The organism is Peristeroidobacter agariperforans, from assembly GCF_004138335.1.
Classification (GTDB): Bacteria; Pseudomonadota; Gammaproteobacteria; order Steroidobacterales; family Steroidobacteraceae; genus Steroidobacter; species Steroidobacter agariperforans.
This window is the reverse complement of record NZ_RYFW01000002.1, coordinates 605,078-621,466: the sequence shown is the minus strand read 5'-3', so window position 1 is coordinate 621,466 and position 16,389 is coordinate 605,078. Positions and strand designations below refer to the sequence as shown.

Below are 16,389 nucleotides of genomic sequence, written 5' to 3'. Positions count from 1 at the left end.
GCACGAGTGACCCATTCATGCGTATCGACCTGGTGGACTTTCGCAGTACCAGCCCGGCCGGGAGCACTAGCCCGAGCCTGCTGTCGGAGTGGCGCGTAGGCGCGCTCCTGCAGGCTATCGCCGTGCGTGACGCTGCCAGCGGTCAACTGTTCCTCGATATCGGCGGCCAGCGGCACAACGCCCGCCTCGCCTCCGGCAACAGCGCCGGTCCGGCCAATGGCGAAGTGTTGAATGTCCGCGTGCTGCGTAACAGTCCGGTGCTGGCGTTGGAGACACTCTCCTCTTCCACTCCGGTGAGCGCAGATAACGAAGCAACGGTCGTCGCCGATGCCATGCGTCGTTTCGTTCCTCGTCAGGAAAGCCCGGCGCTCATGCTCGCCAATCTGTCATGGCTCGCCCGAGGAAATAATGTGAGCAAGCATGGCCTTGACGAGTTGCCGAAGGCCGTGACGCAGGCCGCAGCGCAGCTTTGGCAGGCTTTGCCTGATGCGGAATCCCTCGGCGACCCCAAAACACTGGCGAGCGCGCTCCAGCGCTCCGGCGCTTTTCTCGAAGCGAATCTCGCCGACGCATCGCGTGGCGCAACCGATCCGAAAGTGCTGGTCAACGATTTGAAGTCGCTGATGCTCACATTGAGCCGCACGCTGCGAGATCACGGCGCACGCCCGAACGCAGCGCACTCGGACATCGCAATGAATGCGGCTCCGCCCACGGCTCGCGGACCACTGACTGCACTCAATGCGGCGCCGGCAACGTTCTCCATGATCGATGGAGCCGAGCAGCAGATGAATGAACTGTCACGTCAAACCGACGGGGCAATCGCGCGCCTGACCACGACGCAGATCACCAACACGGCGCCGGATCCGGCCATGCAATCGATGCTGATCGAACTGCCGGTGCGGCACGACGATCGCGCCTCCATGCTTCGGTTGCGGGTCGAACACGACGAGTCCCGCAAACGTCAGGGCGGCGGCGATTCGTGGAGCGTCGAGGCGGCCATGGATCTGGGTCAGGTCGGCGCACTGCACGCGAAAGTGACTTTGGCCGGTCATCGCATCGGCGTGCAGTTGCGAGCCGAGTCGCCCGCCATCGTCAACGCCTTGTCCGCACGTGCCGGAGAGCTCGAATCGATCCTGCGCGACGCGGGGCTCGAGATCGATCGGATCGTTTGTTTGCACGGCATGCCCGCCGGCGACACCGGCGCTCGTCCCGCGCGCTTACTGGACGTACGAGCATGAACGAGCGTCCCAAGCCACCGATCGCCGTCGCGCTCCACTACAACGTCAACGGTGGCGGTGCGCCTCGGGTCGTCGCCAAGGGCGGCGGACAGATCGCGGAAAAAATCATCGACACCGCTCGCGAGCACAACGTGCCGCTGCAGGAAGACGCAGCGCTCGCGGGAGCGTTGTCGAAATTGGATATCGGACGTGAGATTCCGAAAGAGCTGTACGTGGCGGTTGCGCACGTACTGGCATTTGCCTGGTCGGTCGCGGGCAAGAGCCCGCCGCCGAGCTCGCCGAGACCGGAAGAACAAACTGCGCGACTCCCGGCGCCAGGTTACTCGCCGTCGAGATGGTGACGAGCAAAAATGAGGCCGCGATCCCTGCGGCCTACCGACTGACCATTGTTCAGCTGACGACGCTCAACAACGAGCCACGCTTGCGGCCCGTCGACTGCGGCTGCTGCTGTTGCGGAGCCTGCGCGACCTGCTGTTGCTGAGCTACCTGCTGACGAGCCTGCCAAGCCGCGACATCGGGCTGAGACTTCGCCGCGTGCAGACGAGTCAACAGCTCCGCTTCATGGCGAGTGATGCCGCAGTTCGCGACCAGATCTTCGACAGCTGAGCCGTTCTTCGCCATGCGCAGCGCCAGGTCATAGCCGCGCGCTTGCGCGGTGGCCACCACTGCCGGCATCTGCGGACGACGCGAATCGGTTTCGGCACGCTCGCTCATCGCTTCGATGCGCGCACTCATGACCGTCACGGTCTCGTGCAGGGTGCGCATTTCGGTGAAGGCCCGCTCGAGCTGATCCCGCAGCGCCTGTGAATCCCGCTCGTCGGCACGACGCCAGCGTGTGAACGCCAACGCAAACACCCAGAACGCGCCGATCAGCAACACGGCACGGCCGGCGATCAGCACGGTGTCGAGCGAGGGGTTGGGCAGAATTTCAAACATGGCGACTCCCGTCAGATGGCGTCAAACCTTTGGCGCAAACCGAAGGTCTCGACGGGATAGGAGCACGATGCGTGCCACCGACCGGCGGCTGTGGCGACTGGCGGCGGCTTGCGAGTGAGTTTTTGCGAACCGGTTAACGCTCTGGCGCGTGGCGCCGATCGAGCTCCGCCCACAACGCCGCCTCATGGGCATCGATCTCGCGAGCCTCGTGACGGGCCAGCGTCAGATCGCCGGCACGCGCGGCCCTCTCAATGGCGCCGGCGCATTCGCCCAGTGCGGAGGCGCCCACGTTGAGGCTGGCGCCCTTCAACGCATGCGCTTCGCGGATAACCGGCGTCAATTCACCGGCCGCCAACGCCGTCCTGAGCCGGCCGAGCGTGCCCGTCGCGCTGGCGCGGTAGGCGCCGAGCAGTTCCTGCTCGAAGGCCGCATCGCCATCGGTCACTTCGAGCAGCTGATTGCGGTCGAGCACGGGAGCAGTGTTCATCGCTGCGGACGGTTCGTTCACTTAGAACCGGCAGCACAATCTCAACGCGACGCCGACGCCATCCTGGACGTTACCTATTCGCCGCCGCGCCGGGCCGCAGCGTGCACCCGCTGTAGTTCCTGCCGCATGAATGCAAAGTTCGAGTTGCCGGCATGCTTCTGCAAATGCGCCAGTGCGGCGCTCGTCAACTCGCCAGCGCCGTGCAGATCGCCCATGCGCTGCTTCAGACGCGCGCTCTCCATCACCAGCTGCAGATAATCCAGGTCGAATTCCCGCGGAGCGTCCAGCGGCCCACGCTGCGCCAAGGCCGCACGCGCTGTGGGTAAATCGTTGTCGGCGAGCGCGACATCGATGACGGCGGCGAGATAACAATCCGACTTTTGCGCCGGCACACCGTAGAACTGCGGCAACTCAGCGACGCGAGTTAACTCGGCCTTGGCCGCCGCGATTTTGCCCTGCAAAGCCAGGGCGCGAGCGCGCACGGCGAAATACTGAACGCCGTTGGGTACGAAGCGCGTACCGAACTCGATCGCGCGCTGGCCGTACGGGTCGAGCACGGCGAGCGCCTGTTGCGACCGCCCTTCTTGCAGCAGCCCAAGCGCCTTGTAGACGGCGGTGTCGAACTCGACCGCGGTGGGGTTTGCTACGTGCTCGGGCGTGAGCACCAGATCGAAATACTGGTGCGCCTGTTCGAGCTTGCCCGCCTGGTGCAGAGCCTGACCGTACAAGCCCAGATGAATGCGCGTGTAGATGGAAACATCGCCGGCATGCTGGCGCAACAGCTCGATGCCCTTCTCGTAATCGCGCAAGGCATCGTCGACCCAGCCCAGCTGCATCTCGCAAAACGCCGCCCACGCATAGCTCGAGCCCAGATCGCTGTAAGCCTGCAGACCTGATTGCTCAAACACCTGGCTCGCGGCCTGAAAATATTTGACCGCCGCACGCATGTCGCCCTGGGTTCGATGCAGTTGACCGAGCGCGAACACCGAGTTGAAGTGGCCCGGGTCGTTCGGATAACGCGTTTTGAACAGCTCCACCGCCGCTGTCATCAGCTCGATCTCGTGCATGGGATCGGCAGAGAACTGCGCGATCGTCGTGCCCATCGCCCGGGCTCGCAGCAGCGACGTTCTATCGTTGCGTCCATCGAGCACGCGCAGCGCCTCGTCACGAGCTTCGGCCGCCTCCTTGCCCCGGCCGAGCAAGCGGCCCGCGAACGCGACGCCGATCAAGCCTTCGACGTAAGCATCGGCGCCCGTGAGACGCATCTCGCGCGCGATCTTCACCGACTCCCGATACAGCGTGCCGGCGCGATCGAACTCGTTGATATCGATCAGCAGCCCTGCAACGGTGTTCATCACTTCCATGCGAACCGCTGGCGTGTCCGTGAGATCGTGCAGAACTTTGTCGCTCGCCGCGACCAGCAGCTCGTGCACGCGCATGTTGCGAGCCTTGAGCGCATCGGGCTGCAAGCGTGTGTTCTTTTCGAACAACGAGGTCATGAACGACTGCACCGCGCGCGTCTTTCTGACTTCCTCTCGAGCGATGCGTGTCTGCTCGGCCGCGATGTGTGCTTGCCAAGTCGTGGTCACGATGCCTGCAACCAACGCGAGCGCGCCCAGCGATGCGGCCGTCACCGCGTATTTGTGACGGCTCATGAACTTGGTTGTGCGATAGCGCAGCGAGTCGCCTCGCGCACGCACGGGCATGCCGTCGAGATAGTTGCGCAGGTCTTCGGCGAATTGATCGACGCTGGCATAGCGCCGCTCCGGCTCCTTGCGCAAAGCCATGAGCAGCACGTTGTCGAGATCGCCCTGCAATGCGCGTCGAGCTCGCTTGCGGGCGAACTGCATCTGCGGCGATATCTCCCCGGTAGCCGTGCGGACACGCGTTTCATTGACGGCCGTGCTCGGTTTGCTCAGCGGCGAATCGCTGAGGATCTCGACTGCGCGTTCGGCAGCGTTGTCCTCTCGATAGGGGCTGCGACCAGTCAACAGCCGGTACAGCACTACGCCCAGCGAATACACGTCGCTGGCCGTGGTGATGGGATCGCCGCGCACCTGCTCCGGGCTTGCATATTCCAGCGTCATCACGCGCACGTGAGTAGCCGTCATATCCGAGGGCGTCGTGGGTTGCTCGGTCTCGAGCAGCTTGGCGATGCCGAAGTCGAGCAGCTTCACCGTGCCTTCGGCCGTGACCAGGATGTTGCCGGGCTTCAGATCCCGGTGCACGACCAGGCGCTGATGCGCGAAGCTGACCGCTGCGCAGACCTGCAAAAACAGGCGTACCCGCTGCGAGATCGTGAGATGGCGCTGTTCGCAATACGCGTCGATGGGCTGGCCGGCGATCAGCTCCATGACCAGATACGGCACACCCTCTTCGGTCGCGCCGCCATCGATCAAACGCGCGATATTGGGATGTTCCAGCTGGGCCAGGATCTGCCGCTCGGAACGGAACCGCCAGGCGACGCGAGAGGCATCGTGATCGACGCGCACCAGCTTGATGGCAACGCGCGAATGATAGTGATCGTCGGCGCGCTCCGCCTGATACACCTCGCCCATGCCGCCGCGGCCGATCAGCTCGATGAGGCGGTAAGGCCCCAGGCGCGATCCGATGCGGAGCTTGGGAAAAATGGGCTCGGTTGACATGCAACTCGAATGGCGGAGAGCTGCAGCTATTCTGGCATGAGTTGCTCGCGCTCTTGCGCGGTGCACCTCAAAATTTTGGCGTTTAGTCGTAGCTCCGTGGAGCCACCGGAGAGCCATCGCCGGATTTCTTTACGTTGCGCACGGGGCGGTTAGGGTATCTGCCTAACGGCAGCCGATGAGAAGTCCACTGTAGGGAAGGCCTGTACAATCTGGCCCCTGGCCATCGGCGCTCATAGAATCCAGCGATGCCTGCGCCCAGCGCATCGATCGACCTGACCAATTGCGATCGCGAGCCCATCCATCTGCTGGGCGCGATCCAGCCGTTCGGCTTTCTTATCGCGGTGTCGACGCCGGACTGGTTAGTGCAACGCGCGTCGGCCAACGTCAGCGACTGGCTGAAAGTCACAGCAGCCGAAATGTTGGGCCGTTCGCTGCTCGACTTCATCGACGTCGACGCTATCCACACGCTGCGCAATCAACTGCAGATCGTGAACATGACCGGCACGACCGCCCGCCTGTTCGCCATGCGTATCGATGACTCGCGCCGACGCTTCGATCTGGCCGTGCACACGATGCCTGGCTTGGTCGTCATTGAGTGCGAGCCCAGTGCGGCGGGCAGCTCCGTGAATGCGAGCGCGCTGGTCCGAGGCATGATAAATCGCGTGCAGAGTGCGCCCGATCCACGATCGCTGAGCTGCATCGCTGCCCGGGAACTGCGCGCGCTGACAGGCTTCGATCGCGTGATGGTCTATCGCTTCGCACCCGATGGCTCCGGCGAAGTAATCGCCGAGTCGGCCGAGGCCGGCATCGAATCTTTCCTCGGCCTGCACTATCCGGCCAGCGATATTCCTCGCCAGGCGCGCGTGCTCTATGAGCGCAACTGGCTGCGAATCATTCCTGACATCGAGGCAGCGCCCTCGCCCATTCAGCCGGCGCTCGACGCTGCCGGCCAGCCGCTGGACCTCTCGCACAGCGTGTTACGCAGCGTCTCTCCCATCCATATCGAATATCTCAGGAACATGGGCGTGCGCGCTTCCATGTCAGTGTCGATTCTCAGAGAAGGACGATTGTGGGGTCTGTTCGCCTGCCATCATTACAGTGCGCTGCACGTCGGCTTCGAGCGGCGCACGGCCGCGGAGCTGTTCGGACAGATGTTCTCATTGCTCCTGGAGAATCGCGAGCGCGAGGCCGAAAGCGGCTACGAAAATCACGCTCGGGAGCTGCACGACCGCCTCGTGCAGGACATGGTGAGCGAACAAAATCGCGCCCGAAGCATCGCCACGCACCTCGACAACATTGCCAGTCAATTGACCTGCGACGGCGTCGGGCTGTCGCTCGACGGCACAGTGACATTGCACGGCATGACACCGGATCGACGGCAGTTCGCCGGTTTGATCGAGCACGTGCGCACGTCGGTGACCCCATCGGGCAACTACGCCACTAACGAGATTCGCGCCGCTTATCCACTCGCCTCGAAATTTCAGGAGCGCGCCGCCGGCATGCTGGTGATGCCGCTCTCCAGGCTGCCGCGTGACTATCTGATCTTCTTCCGACGTGAAGTGGCGCGCACGGTCAATTGGGCCGGCGATCCGAACAAGCCGGTGACGCCGGACCCGCAAGGCGATCGACTGACGCCGCGCAAGAGCTTCCAGTTATGGCGCGAGACCGTCTCCGGTCAATCGGTACCGTGGTCGGCAGCGGATCTTCGCATTGCCAGCAGCTTGCGCATCAGTTTGCTCGAAGTGATCCTGCGCCTGTCCGATCAAACCGAGGAAGAGCGGCGGCGCGCAATGCAGAGACAGGATCTGCTGATCGCGGAGCTCAACCATCGCGTCCGGAACATCCTCAGCTTGATCCGCGGACTGATCCACCAGAGTCACGACCCCAATCTATCGTCAGTGCAGTTCATGGATGTGGTTGGCGCCCGTGTGCAGGCGCTCGCTCGCGCACATGACCTGATCACGGCGGATCAATGGGGACCGGCGCTGTTCAGTGCGCTGATCGAATCGGAGGCTGGCGCCTACTTGGGCGATGCCAAGCGCGTACAGCTCGCCGGGCCCGATGCGCGTCTGCAGCCTCAGGCTTTCAATGTCGTGGCGCTGGTGATTCACGAGCTCATCACGAACTCCTCGAAATACGGCGCGCTCTGCTCCCGGCCCGGTACGGTGACCATCGAAACCCGGCTCGACGAATCGGGTAACTTCATCATCGACTGGCGCGAGCGCGGCGGGCCGCCGGTGCAAGCACCGAAACGTCGCGGCTTCGGCAGCGCCGTGATCGAGCGAACCATTCCATATGACATCAACGGCGAAGCGCGGATCGACTTCGAGCTGGCCGGTGTGCACGCACGTTTCCTGATTCCGGCGGAGTTCGTGCAAGCTGTTGACAAAGCTGCTCCGCATCGAGAGACAGCGGCCGCGGTCGCGCCCGACGAAGTGTCGATGCCGCAGGAAGTGCTGCTGGTGGAGGATAATCTCATCATCGCCCTGGACGCGGCCGATGCGCTACGAAAGTCTGGCGCCCGCGATGTCCGGGCCGCGAGCAATGTCAGCGCCGCGCTGAGGATGATCGAAGAACGCGTGCCGGAGTTCGCAGTGCTGGATGTGAACCTGGGCGTCGAGAGCAGTTTCGAAGTCGCCAACCGGCTGAGCGCGCTCGGTGTGGCATTCGCGTTCATGACAGGCTACGGAGAAACCGAATCCTTCCCCGCCGAGCTTGCGCACGTGCCGCGCATCCGCAAGCCCTTCACACAGCAAAGCCTCGCCGCCGTGCTCAAGCGGCGACGTTGAACCTCAGCCGACGAACTCCAGCGCGAACAGCTTCACTTGATCCTGTTCCGCCATCTCGATGAAGCGCTGGAAGTGCATGCCGCACTTCTGTAACACCTGGATCGAGCGCTCGTTGTCCGGCGAAGTGATGGCGAGAATGCGCGGCAAGCGATGCTCGCGATGGCCGTACTTCAGCACGGCGGACGCGGCTTCCAGCGCGTAGCCCTTACCCCAGTGCTCCGGCAGGAATGCATAGCCGATGTCGGGATCGGGCAAGGTATCGCGCTTGAGCAGCCCGCACGAGCCGACCGCTTCGCCAGTGCTCTTCAGCTCGCACAGAAACATGCCGAAGCCGAAGCGGTCGTACATGTCCAGTGGCCCGGTTCGCAGATAGTTGCGCGCATCGTCCAGATTGCGCACGTGCTTGTCGCCGATGTAGCGCAGCCATGACGGCTCGTTGACCAGTCTGAAAATGAACTCAGCGTCGTCGAGCGTCAGCCGCCGCAGCACCAGCCTCTCGGTTTCCAGAACGCGCATGGCATCCCCCGCGTGGTAGTGCGCAGTTAGAGAACTGCAGTGGGGTCATGCTACAGGCTTTCCAGAACGCGCAGCAATTCGCCGCGGCCCAGGCGACTTCAGAGAGGGCCGCGCGGCGCGACTGAGGCCGGTCAGGCAGGAGCGTAGCTGCGTCGGCGTAGCGTGCCGAACAGATTGCCGAAATAGAGTAGATCGACCATCAGATAAGAAACCACCAGCGCCGCAATCGTCGCACCGATCCCAAACGAAGGCGTAAAGCTCACCGTCAGTAGCACGCAGACAATGGTGCCCAACGCGATACGCACTGCCCGCGCCACGTTCAAGTTCGCCGCCAGCATCAGCCGCCCCAGCACGATCTCCATGCCCTGGGCGAGCACGATGGCGGCCATGGCGGCGATGATCGCTTCTGAACCGGCGAAGCGCTCGCCGAGCACCGGCACCAGCAGCGGCGGCACCAGCAGATACATCGCCAAAGCGAAGCTCGCCGCGAGCGCGCTGCCGACGATCAGCCCCTGCCGCGCCAGTCTTTGAAACGCCGCCGGGTCTGCGAAGGCGTGACACAGACGTGGGTATACGGCCACACCGGTGAAGAACAGCGGCAGGCAGGCCACCTCCACCAGTTTCAGTCCAGTCGCATAGATGCCGGCGGCGGCCTCCCCTACCTGCAAGGACAGCGCGATCACGCCGATGCGATTCAACAATTGCCCGAGCAGGCCCGCCGCCGCGAACGACCACAGCATCCGCGCGCGTTCGATCACATTTCGCCCGCTGAGGTTGGGCAGCAGGCGCGCCTTGAACGACGCGGCCGAACGCAACGCCAGTATCACCATCAACAAGCCGCCGCACGCGAACGCGATCGCAGCCGTGTGCAACGACCACCCAAACACCCAGATCAACAGCCCGGTCGCGACAAACGCGGAGCCCCGACCCAGCAGATTGATGATCGCCGGCGCCAGCATGTGCTGTTCGGCCATCGCCGGAACGAACAGGGTCGCCGAGAACGCCGCGCCCAGCTGATAAACGCTCATCGCGATGATGATGGTCAGGGTCGTCGGCCTTGGTTGGGTAACGAACAAGTAGCCGAGGAGCACGAGCACTGCGACGACGGCGATACACAGCTGCGCGCCGAGCAGATTGGAAATCAGCGCCGGACGCCGCTCGACCGGCAAGCGCGAGTACTCACGCACACCGTACTCATCGATGCCGAGCGTCGCGGAGTAATACACCAGGCCGGCCAGGGCGAAGGCGTAGCCATACTCGCCCATGCCCTCCGGACCGAAACGCCGGGACACGACCAGGAACAACAGAAAATTGAGCAGGTCGGCGCCGATCCGACAGGCCAGTAGCGCAAAAGCGTTGCGCCCGGTTTTATGCCCCAGCGACGTGGGGGAGGAAGGTGCTGTCATGGACCCGCTTTGCCTAAGGCGCTGCAGCGCCTTATCCGTTTGTTCCGCGGCTTAGCAACGCGGATTTGGGCATTTAACGCGCCGCGTCGACGACGGTTCCAGCGGACCGGTTACGGGAAGTTTATCTGCCGCCGGAGACGGGCGGGATTGGCGCCGCTGTGATTGCAGGCGCAGGTGCGGCAGCTTGAGCAGTGGTGACCGCGGGCTGCGGGACTTGTGGCTGCGGTTGCGGAACCGGCTCGGACTCCGGTTGGCCGCGATCGCCCGCATAGTCGCCTTCAGGATTGCCGTTGCCGCTGAGAATCACCAGCAGCACACGTCGATTCAGATTGCGGTTCTGCTCGGTATCGTTCGGATACGCGGGACGATATTCACCCAAACCGACGATCGCCAGCCGGTGCGGATCGAGGCCCGAGTCTGTGAACAGGTGAACGACGCTCGCGGCGCGCGCCGCCGACAGCTCCCAGTTGGATGTGAACGCGGCCGACTTGATCGGCAGATTGTCGGTGTGACCTTCCACGCGGATCGCGTTGGGGAACGGTTTCAGCGTTTGCGCCAGCTGCTTGAGAATGTTCTGCGCCTCCGCCGACAGCTTCGCGACGCCGCTCGGGAACAAGATGTCGGTGCGAATCTCGACTTCCACCCACACGCCATGACGCCGCACCACGATCATCTGATCGCGGATCAGCTCGCTCATCGCCTGCTCGACTTCGGCCGCAACGCTCTCCAGCTCCATCATCGCCGCCGAAGTATGTTCGGCTTCGTATTGACTCTCCGAAGCATGGCGCGCGCCCTGACTCACCACGTCGGAAACCTGCAACGGCGAAGGTTCGAGCATGCTGCGTGGCTGGCCGTCGAGCATGGCCTGCTGCACGATCGTCATGTTGATATCTGCGCCGGAGCCGACGCTCTTCTCGCCGACCTGGATCGGCTGCAGCGTGCGCGGTGAGCCACGGAACGCGGCCACGAGCGAGTCGGAGAGAATTCGATACTTGCCCTCGTTGACCGAGGACATGGCATACATCACGACGAAGAAGGCCAATAGCAGCGTCACGAGGTCGCCATAGGGAATGGCCCACGCTTCGTGGTTGGCATGCTCTTCGTGCTGGTGGCGGCGGCCCATGATGTGATAGGGCTCGCTTAGTGCAGATAACCCTGCAGCTTGGCTTCGATGCTGCGCGGGTTCTCGCCCTGCGCGATCGAGATCATGCCCTCGATCACCATCTCGCGCGTCTGGCTCAGGCTCTGGATCGACACCTTCAGCTTGCTCGCGACCGGCAGGAAGAACAGGTTGGCGAAACCAATGCCATAGATGGTGGCAACGAACGCCGCCGCGATGCCGTGGCCCAGCTTGGCCGGATCGGCAAGATTCTGCATCACGGCCATCAAGCCGAGCACGGCGCCGATGATGCCGAGCGTCGGTGCGTAGATTCCCATGCCTTCGAACACTTTCGCTGCGCGCGTGTCCGCCTGTTCGCGCGTGTGCAGATCCACTTCCAGAACGTTGCGGATGATTTCCGGCTCGCTGCCGTCGACCACCAGCTGCAAGCCTTTGCGCACGAAGTCGTCGCGCTCGCGCTCGATCAACGACTCGAGGCCCAGCAAGCCTTGCTTGCGGGCCGTGTTGCTCCACTCCACCATGCGTTTGATCATGGCGTCGCGCTCCACCGTCGGCGGACGAAACACCCACGGCAGAATCGACAGCGCACGCTTCATCACGTGCAGAGGCGTCTGCACGCAAATCGCCGCGATGGTGCCGACCACCACGATCATGAAGGCCGCGCCCGACAGCAGCGAATGGATCCCCGCGCCCTTCAGAACGGCGCCGATGAGGATCGCACAGGCCGCGAGCACCAGGCCGATGAGCGAAAGAATATCCATGGGGCGAGTCGTCTTCCTTCTTAACTATCGAGCTGCACTGCTGACTGATCGCCCTGGAACAGTCAGCACCGCTCGCAGCTATTACATTCCAAGTCCGGCGAGCAGCGAATCCACATCATCCTGGCTGCTTGCCGAGGGACCGTTGTCGACACCCGGCACCGCCGGACCGAATCCTCGGGACATGCCGTCGCTGGCCGCCGGCTTCTCGATCGGCAAGGCGCCCGGCCCCGTGCGCGACAGACGCACCAGATCCACCAGCGCGGTCTCGAGCTCGGAGACCAGCTTCATCACGCCGCGGATGATCTGGCCCGACAAGTCCTGATAGCCCTGCGCCATCAGCACTTCGGTCAGGTTGCCGCGCACCTTATCCATATCGGTGCGCGACGCCGCGAGAAACGCGTCCATCTTCTGGATCATGAGGCGGAATTCATCGATCTCGATCTTGCGGGCGCGGAACTTGGTCCACATGCCGGTGATGTCACCAGCGCCGCGGGACGTGCGATCGGCGAGCGGGCCACACTGCTCCACCAGGTCCATGGTGCGATGAGCTGCCTCATCGGTCATCTTCAGGACGTGATCGAGGCGCGCGCGCGCGTCAGGCACTTCCTTCTCGGCCAGGTCTACCAGCCGTGAGTCGACGCTGAAACGATCCAGCGCGGATTGCAGGTCGCCGGTCAGCTTGCGCAGCTCGGAGAACAGCGTGCGTTCGCGCTTGTGCACGAGCACGTCCAGTTCGGAAAGAAACAAATGCTCGTCGCCAGCGGCGAGCGCGCCGGCCAACGTCGCAATGCTCGATCCGTAATCTTTGCGTAGCGCTTCTATGCCTGAAGTCATGATGGTCAGCTCAATGTTCGCAATGGCGTGCGCGCTGTTAGGCAGCGCGCTGCTCTAAGATCTTGTCGATCTTTTCCTTGAGCGTAACCGCGGTGAAGGGTTTGATGACGTAGCCGCTCACGCCGGCCTGCGCCGCTTCGACGATCTGTTCGCGCTTGGCCTCCGCCGTCAGCATCAGCACCGGCAGCTTCGCCAGCTTCGGATCCGAGCGCACCGCCTTCAACAGGTCGAGGCCCGGCATGCCCGGCATGTTCCAATCGGTGACCAGGAATTCGATGCCGCCGGCCTGCAGGATCGGCAGCGCCGTCTGACCGTCGTCGGCTTCCTGCACGTTCTGGTAGCCCAGATCGTTCAACAGGTTCTTGATGATTCGACGCATGGTCGAGAAGTCGTCGACCACCAGGAACTTCATATCTTTGCTCACGTACGCTTCTCCTAATCTTCAGATCCGGCTCTCGACGCGGTCACGCCAATCCGACAGCCGAGCCTTCAAACGCACCAGTGCCTGTCCATGCAGCTGGCAAACCCGCGATTCAGTCACCTTCAACACCGCGCCGATCTCCTTCAGATTCAGCTCGTCGTCGTAGTACATCGACATCACCAGACGCTCGCGCTCCGGCAGCTCCTTGATCGCGCCTGCCAGCGCCGAACGGAACCCTTGTTCCGTCGCATCGAGGAACGGATCTGCACCCTCGTCTTCCACGCGACCCAGCAACGATTCCTCGTCGCCGGTCGAATCGTCCAGACTCGCGACCCGGCAGCTCGCCGCATCCTGAGCGATGCGGTGGTACTCATCGAGCGACACACCCATCTTCTCGGCGATCTCGATGTCACGCGCTTCGCGACCGAACTCCGCTTCCAACTCGCGCACCGCTGCGGCCGCTGCGCGCGCCTTGCGATGAACCGAGCGCGGCGCCCAGTCGAGCTTGCGAAGTGCATCGAGCATCGCGCCACGAATGCGGATGCCCGCATACGTTTCGAAACTCGCGCCACGATCCGCCGTGTAGTTGGATGCGGCTTCCAGCAGGCCGAGCATGCCGGCCTGGATTAAGTCTGATACTTCGACCGAAGCCGGCAGACGCCCCGCCAGGTGATAGGCGATGCGCTTGACGAGCTCGGCGTGGCGGAGGACCAATGCGTCGCTCTTGGTGGGAGCAGTGGTTACGCCCTGATAAGCGCGCAAACCGCTCATTTCACCACCTCCAGGCGGACCTGGGGACGGCGCACCAACCGCTCCACGAAGAACTCGAGGTTGCCTCGCGGCCCCTCCGGCACAGGCCACTTATCGGCCTTCAACGCCAATTTCTTGAATGCGCGCGAGGCCGGGCTGGCCGGAAATGCGCTCACGACGGGACGCTGTTCACGAATCGAACGGCGCAAATACGGGTCTTCAGGGATTTCCCCAACGTACTCCAGGGTGACATCCAGGAAGCGACTCGTGACTTTCTGCAGCTTCTCGAACAAACCAGCACCTTCGCCCGGCGCGCGGGCCATGTTCGCTACGACTTGGAACTTGTTCACGCCGTGGTTGCGGCTCAGCACCTTGGCGAGCGCATAGGCGTCGGTCATCGAAGCTGGTTCGTCACACACCACGAGCAGCACGTGCTGCGCCGCTTGTGTGAACTGGACCACACTATGGGCGATGCCCGCAGACGTATCGACGATCAATGTATCCACTCGCGTGCTGATGGCGCTGAACGCCTGCACCAGGCTCAGATGACCCGCCGCGGAGAGATTAGCGAGCTCGGCCACACCCGATGCACCAGGCACCACCTGAATGCCGTGCGGCGATTCCAGGATTATTTCTTCGAGCGTGCGCTCGCCGTTCAAAACGTGAGCCATTGTGTAGCGCGGCGACAAACCGAGGAACACATCGATATTGGCCAGACCGAGATCGCCATCGAGCAGCATGACGCGACGGCCGGTGCTGGCCAGCGCGGTCGCCAGGTTCACCGACACACTGGTCTTGCCGACCCCGCCTTTGCCGCCGGTGACTGCAATCACCTGCACCGGCCCGGGATTGGCGGCGCGCTGCAGACCGATCGATTGAATGGAATCCATAATTGCTAGAGTTAACTTACGTGAGTCAATGAGAAATTGAACGAGTCGTCAGGTTCATGCGATGGCGTGCGCCACGGTGCCGAATCGGCGACGTAACAAGTCCTCATCCGCTGAGGCGCCAGACTTACGAGACAAATCCACGGCGCGCGCGATCAGCTGATGCGCACGCGCTGGAGCCAGGTCTTCCGGAACGCGCTGACCTTCGCTGACGTACGTCACGGGCAGGCGTGCACGAATCACCGTGGAAATCGCACCGCCGAGGCTGGTCGCCTCATCGAGCTTGGTCAGCACGCAGGTGGCGGGCTTGGCCGGCGCAAATCGCGTCACGGCTTCTTCGATCGCACCGGCCTGCGAGGCGGCCGACAACACCAGCGTCGTCTCCATGCGCTTGCTCGCGGCGGCCAGCAATGTGAGTTCCTGTTCTACTCTCGGATCGCGCGGGCTCAAGCCGGCGGTGTCGATCAGCACCAGACGCTTGTCGGAGAGATGATCGAGCACGCCTGCCAGCTCTGCGGCGCCATCGATGGCATACGCCGGCACGCCGAGCAGGCGGCCGAGCGTTTGAATCTGCTCCTGGGCGCCGATGCGGACGGAATCCGTCGAGATCAGCGCGATGTCACGCGGGCCGTGACGCAATACCCAGCGCGCCGCGAGCTTGGCGACCAACGTCGTCTTGCCCACGCCGGTCGCACCGACGAGCGCGACGACACCACCACCGTCCATCCAACGCTCGCCCGTCGCCTCGATCTTGCGCGAAAGTACCGCCAGCGCGAGTCGGTTCGCTTCGGCCAGCTCCAGCCGCGTCGGCATCTGCGTGACAATCTCGGTAGCGAGGTCCTGTGCGAGGCCGAGCTGCGTCAGCTGCTTCAGCAATTCAGTTTGAATCGGCGAGCGGCGAGACAAATCGTTCCACGCCAGCGTTGCGAGCTGCGTTTCCAGCATGCGACGCAGAGTGCGCAGCTCCTCGTTCACATCACTGTTCGCGCCGATCAGATCGATCTGGGACAAATCCATGTCGGGCGAAGACTCGGCTTCGACGGCGTAACGCGCGCGATCGTTAGAAACAGCGCGATTCGCCGGCGCGTAACGCTGGCTGCGCTCCGCTCGAGCATCCACGGCTGCGTATTGTCGGTTGCTGTCGTCGCGATCATCCATGTATCGCGATGACTGCTGAGCACGATCGTTCGCGCGTGGCTGAGACGGCTGAGTCGCGAAATGCCGAGTCAGCTCGGCGCGCTCGCTCATATATTCATTGGCAGGGGCGCTCTGCGTTTGCGGAGCGCGGCTCTTCGCAACGCCGCCGAACAACGCGGGATCGTGCTGAACTCGGGCCGGCGCGCTCTGGGAGGCACTGCTCTGCGCTTGCGCTTGTGACTGGCGGCGCTCGGCGCCGTACGTATCGACGAGGCCACGGTCGGCAGCCAACTGTTCCGCTGCATCGTCACCGTCATAGTCAACAGCCGCTTCGACTTCGACGCCACCGGGCACCCGACGGGTCGACAAGATCACCGCGTCGGGACCCTGCGCGTCGCGCACCTGGCGCAACGCCGTCCGCATGTCAGCCGCACGATAATGTTTGATCTTCATAACTTGCTA

General features: G+C 63.3%; 15 protein-coding genes. 3 read left to right on the top strand and 12 right to left on the bottom strand.

Annotation, left to right across the window (positions count from 1 at the left end; genetic code table 11):
- The first annotated feature begins 17 nt into the window (after positions 1-17).
- Both fliK and EK373_RS16675 read left to right on the top strand, forming a co-directional pair.
- Entirely contained in the window at positions 18-1,238 is a 1,221-nt protein-coding gene (gene fliK / locus EK373_RS16680; RefSeq protein WP_129644872.1) for a flagellar hook-length control protein FliK, read from the top strand.
- The gene (locus EK373_RS16675) at positions 1,235-1,579 is read left to right on the top strand and encodes an EscU/YscU/HrcU family type III secretion system export apparatus switch protein (RefSeq protein WP_129644871.1); all 345 of its coding nucleotides are present in this window, start codon (positions 1,235-1,237) and stop codon (positions 1,577-1,579) included. The genes fliK and EK373_RS16675 overlap by 4 nt, the downstream gene beginning before the upstream one ends.
- A gap of 49 nt (positions 1,580-1,628) precedes the next feature.
- Here the strand turns inward: EK373_RS16675 and EK373_RS16670 are convergent, their stop codons facing one another.
- The 3 genes from EK373_RS16670 to EK373_RS16660 all read right to left on the bottom strand — a co-directional run bounded on the left by EK373_RS16670 (position 1,629) and on the right by EK373_RS16660 (position 5,306).
- Complete coding sequence (locus EK373_RS16670; RefSeq protein WP_129644870.1) at positions 1,629-2,174, bottom strand: DUF2802 domain-containing protein; 546 nt, start codon at positions 2,172-2,174, stop codon at positions 1,629-1,631.
- A gap of 133 nt (positions 2,175-2,307) precedes the next feature.
- Complete coding sequence (locus EK373_RS16665) at positions 2,308-2,661, bottom strand: Hpt domain-containing protein (RefSeq protein WP_129644869.1); 354 nt, start codon at positions 2,659-2,661, stop codon at positions 2,308-2,310.
- Positions 2,662-2,735: 74 nt separating this feature from the next.
- The gene (locus tag EK373_RS16660; protein ID WP_198683387.1) at positions 2,736-5,306 is read right to left on the bottom strand and encodes a serine/threonine-protein kinase; all 2,571 of its coding nucleotides are present in this window, start codon (positions 5,304-5,306) and stop codon (positions 2,736-2,738) included.
- 245 nt (positions 5,307-5,551) lie between these two features.
- Between EK373_RS16660 and EK373_RS16655 the strand changes: the two genes are divergently transcribed.
- Positions 5,552-8,095, top strand: coding sequence for an HWE histidine kinase domain-containing protein (locus EK373_RS16655; protein ID WP_129644867.1), 2,544 nt, complete (start codon positions 5,552-5,554; stop codon positions 8,093-8,095).
- Between the two features lie 3 nt (positions 8,096-8,098).
- Here the strand turns inward: EK373_RS16655 and EK373_RS16650 are convergent, their stop codons facing one another.
- The 9 genes from EK373_RS16650 to flhF all read right to left on the bottom strand — a co-directional run bounded on the left by EK373_RS16650 (position 8,099) and on the right by flhF (position 16,380).
- The gene (locus tag EK373_RS16650; RefSeq protein ID WP_129644866.1) at positions 8,099-8,611 is read right to left on the bottom strand and encodes a GNAT family N-acetyltransferase; all 513 of its coding nucleotides are present in this window, start codon (positions 8,609-8,611) and stop codon (positions 8,099-8,101) included.
- A 131-nt stretch (positions 8,612-8,742) separates the two neighbouring features.
- Positions 8,743-10,017 (bottom strand): oligosaccharide flippase family protein, encoded by a 1,275-nt coding sequence (locus tag EK373_RS16645; RefSeq protein ID WP_129644865.1) that lies wholly within the window; start codon positions 10,015-10,017, stop codon positions 8,743-8,745.
- A gap of 121 nt (positions 10,018-10,138) precedes the next feature.
- Positions 10,139-11,140, bottom strand: coding sequence for a flagellar motor protein MotD (gene motD, locus EK373_RS16640; protein ID WP_129644864.1), 1,002 nt, complete (start codon positions 11,138-11,140; stop codon positions 10,139-10,141).
- 17 nt (positions 11,141-11,157) lie between these two features.
- On the bottom strand, positions 11,158-11,898 hold the full coding sequence (locus tag EK373_RS16635; protein ID WP_129644863.1) for a flagellar motor protein: 741 nt from the start codon (positions 11,896-11,898) through the stop codon (positions 11,158-11,160).
- An 81-nt stretch (positions 11,899-11,979) separates the two neighbouring features.
- Positions 11,980-12,732: a protein phosphatase CheZ gene (locus EK373_RS16630; protein ID WP_129644862.1), complete on the bottom strand. Its 753-nt coding sequence runs from the start codon at positions 12,730-12,732 to the stop codon at positions 11,980-11,982.
- Positions 12,733-12,769: 37 nt separating this feature from the next.
- Positions 12,770-13,144 (bottom strand): chemotaxis response regulator CheY, encoded by a 375-nt coding sequence (cheY, locus tag EK373_RS16625; protein ID WP_129645882.1) that lies wholly within the window; start codon positions 13,142-13,144, stop codon positions 12,770-12,772.
- Positions 13,145-13,174: 30 nt separating this feature from the next.
- Complete coding sequence (locus EK373_RS16620; RefSeq protein WP_129644861.1) at positions 13,175-13,924, bottom strand: RNA polymerase sigma factor FliA; 750 nt, start codon at positions 13,922-13,924, stop codon at positions 13,175-13,177.
- Positions 13,921-14,793, bottom strand: coding sequence for a MinD/ParA family ATP-binding protein (locus EK373_RS16615; RefSeq protein WP_129644860.1), 873 nt, complete (start codon positions 14,791-14,793; stop codon positions 13,921-13,923). The genes EK373_RS16620 and EK373_RS16615 overlap by 4 nt, the downstream gene beginning before the upstream one ends.
- Before the next feature lie 54 nt (positions 14,794-14,847).
- On the bottom strand, positions 14,848-16,380 hold the full coding sequence (gene flhF, locus EK373_RS16610; RefSeq protein ID WP_129644859.1) for a flagellar biosynthesis protein FlhF: 1,533 nt from the start codon (positions 16,378-16,380) through the stop codon (positions 14,848-14,850).
- Positions 16,381-16,389: the final 9 nt, after the last annotated feature.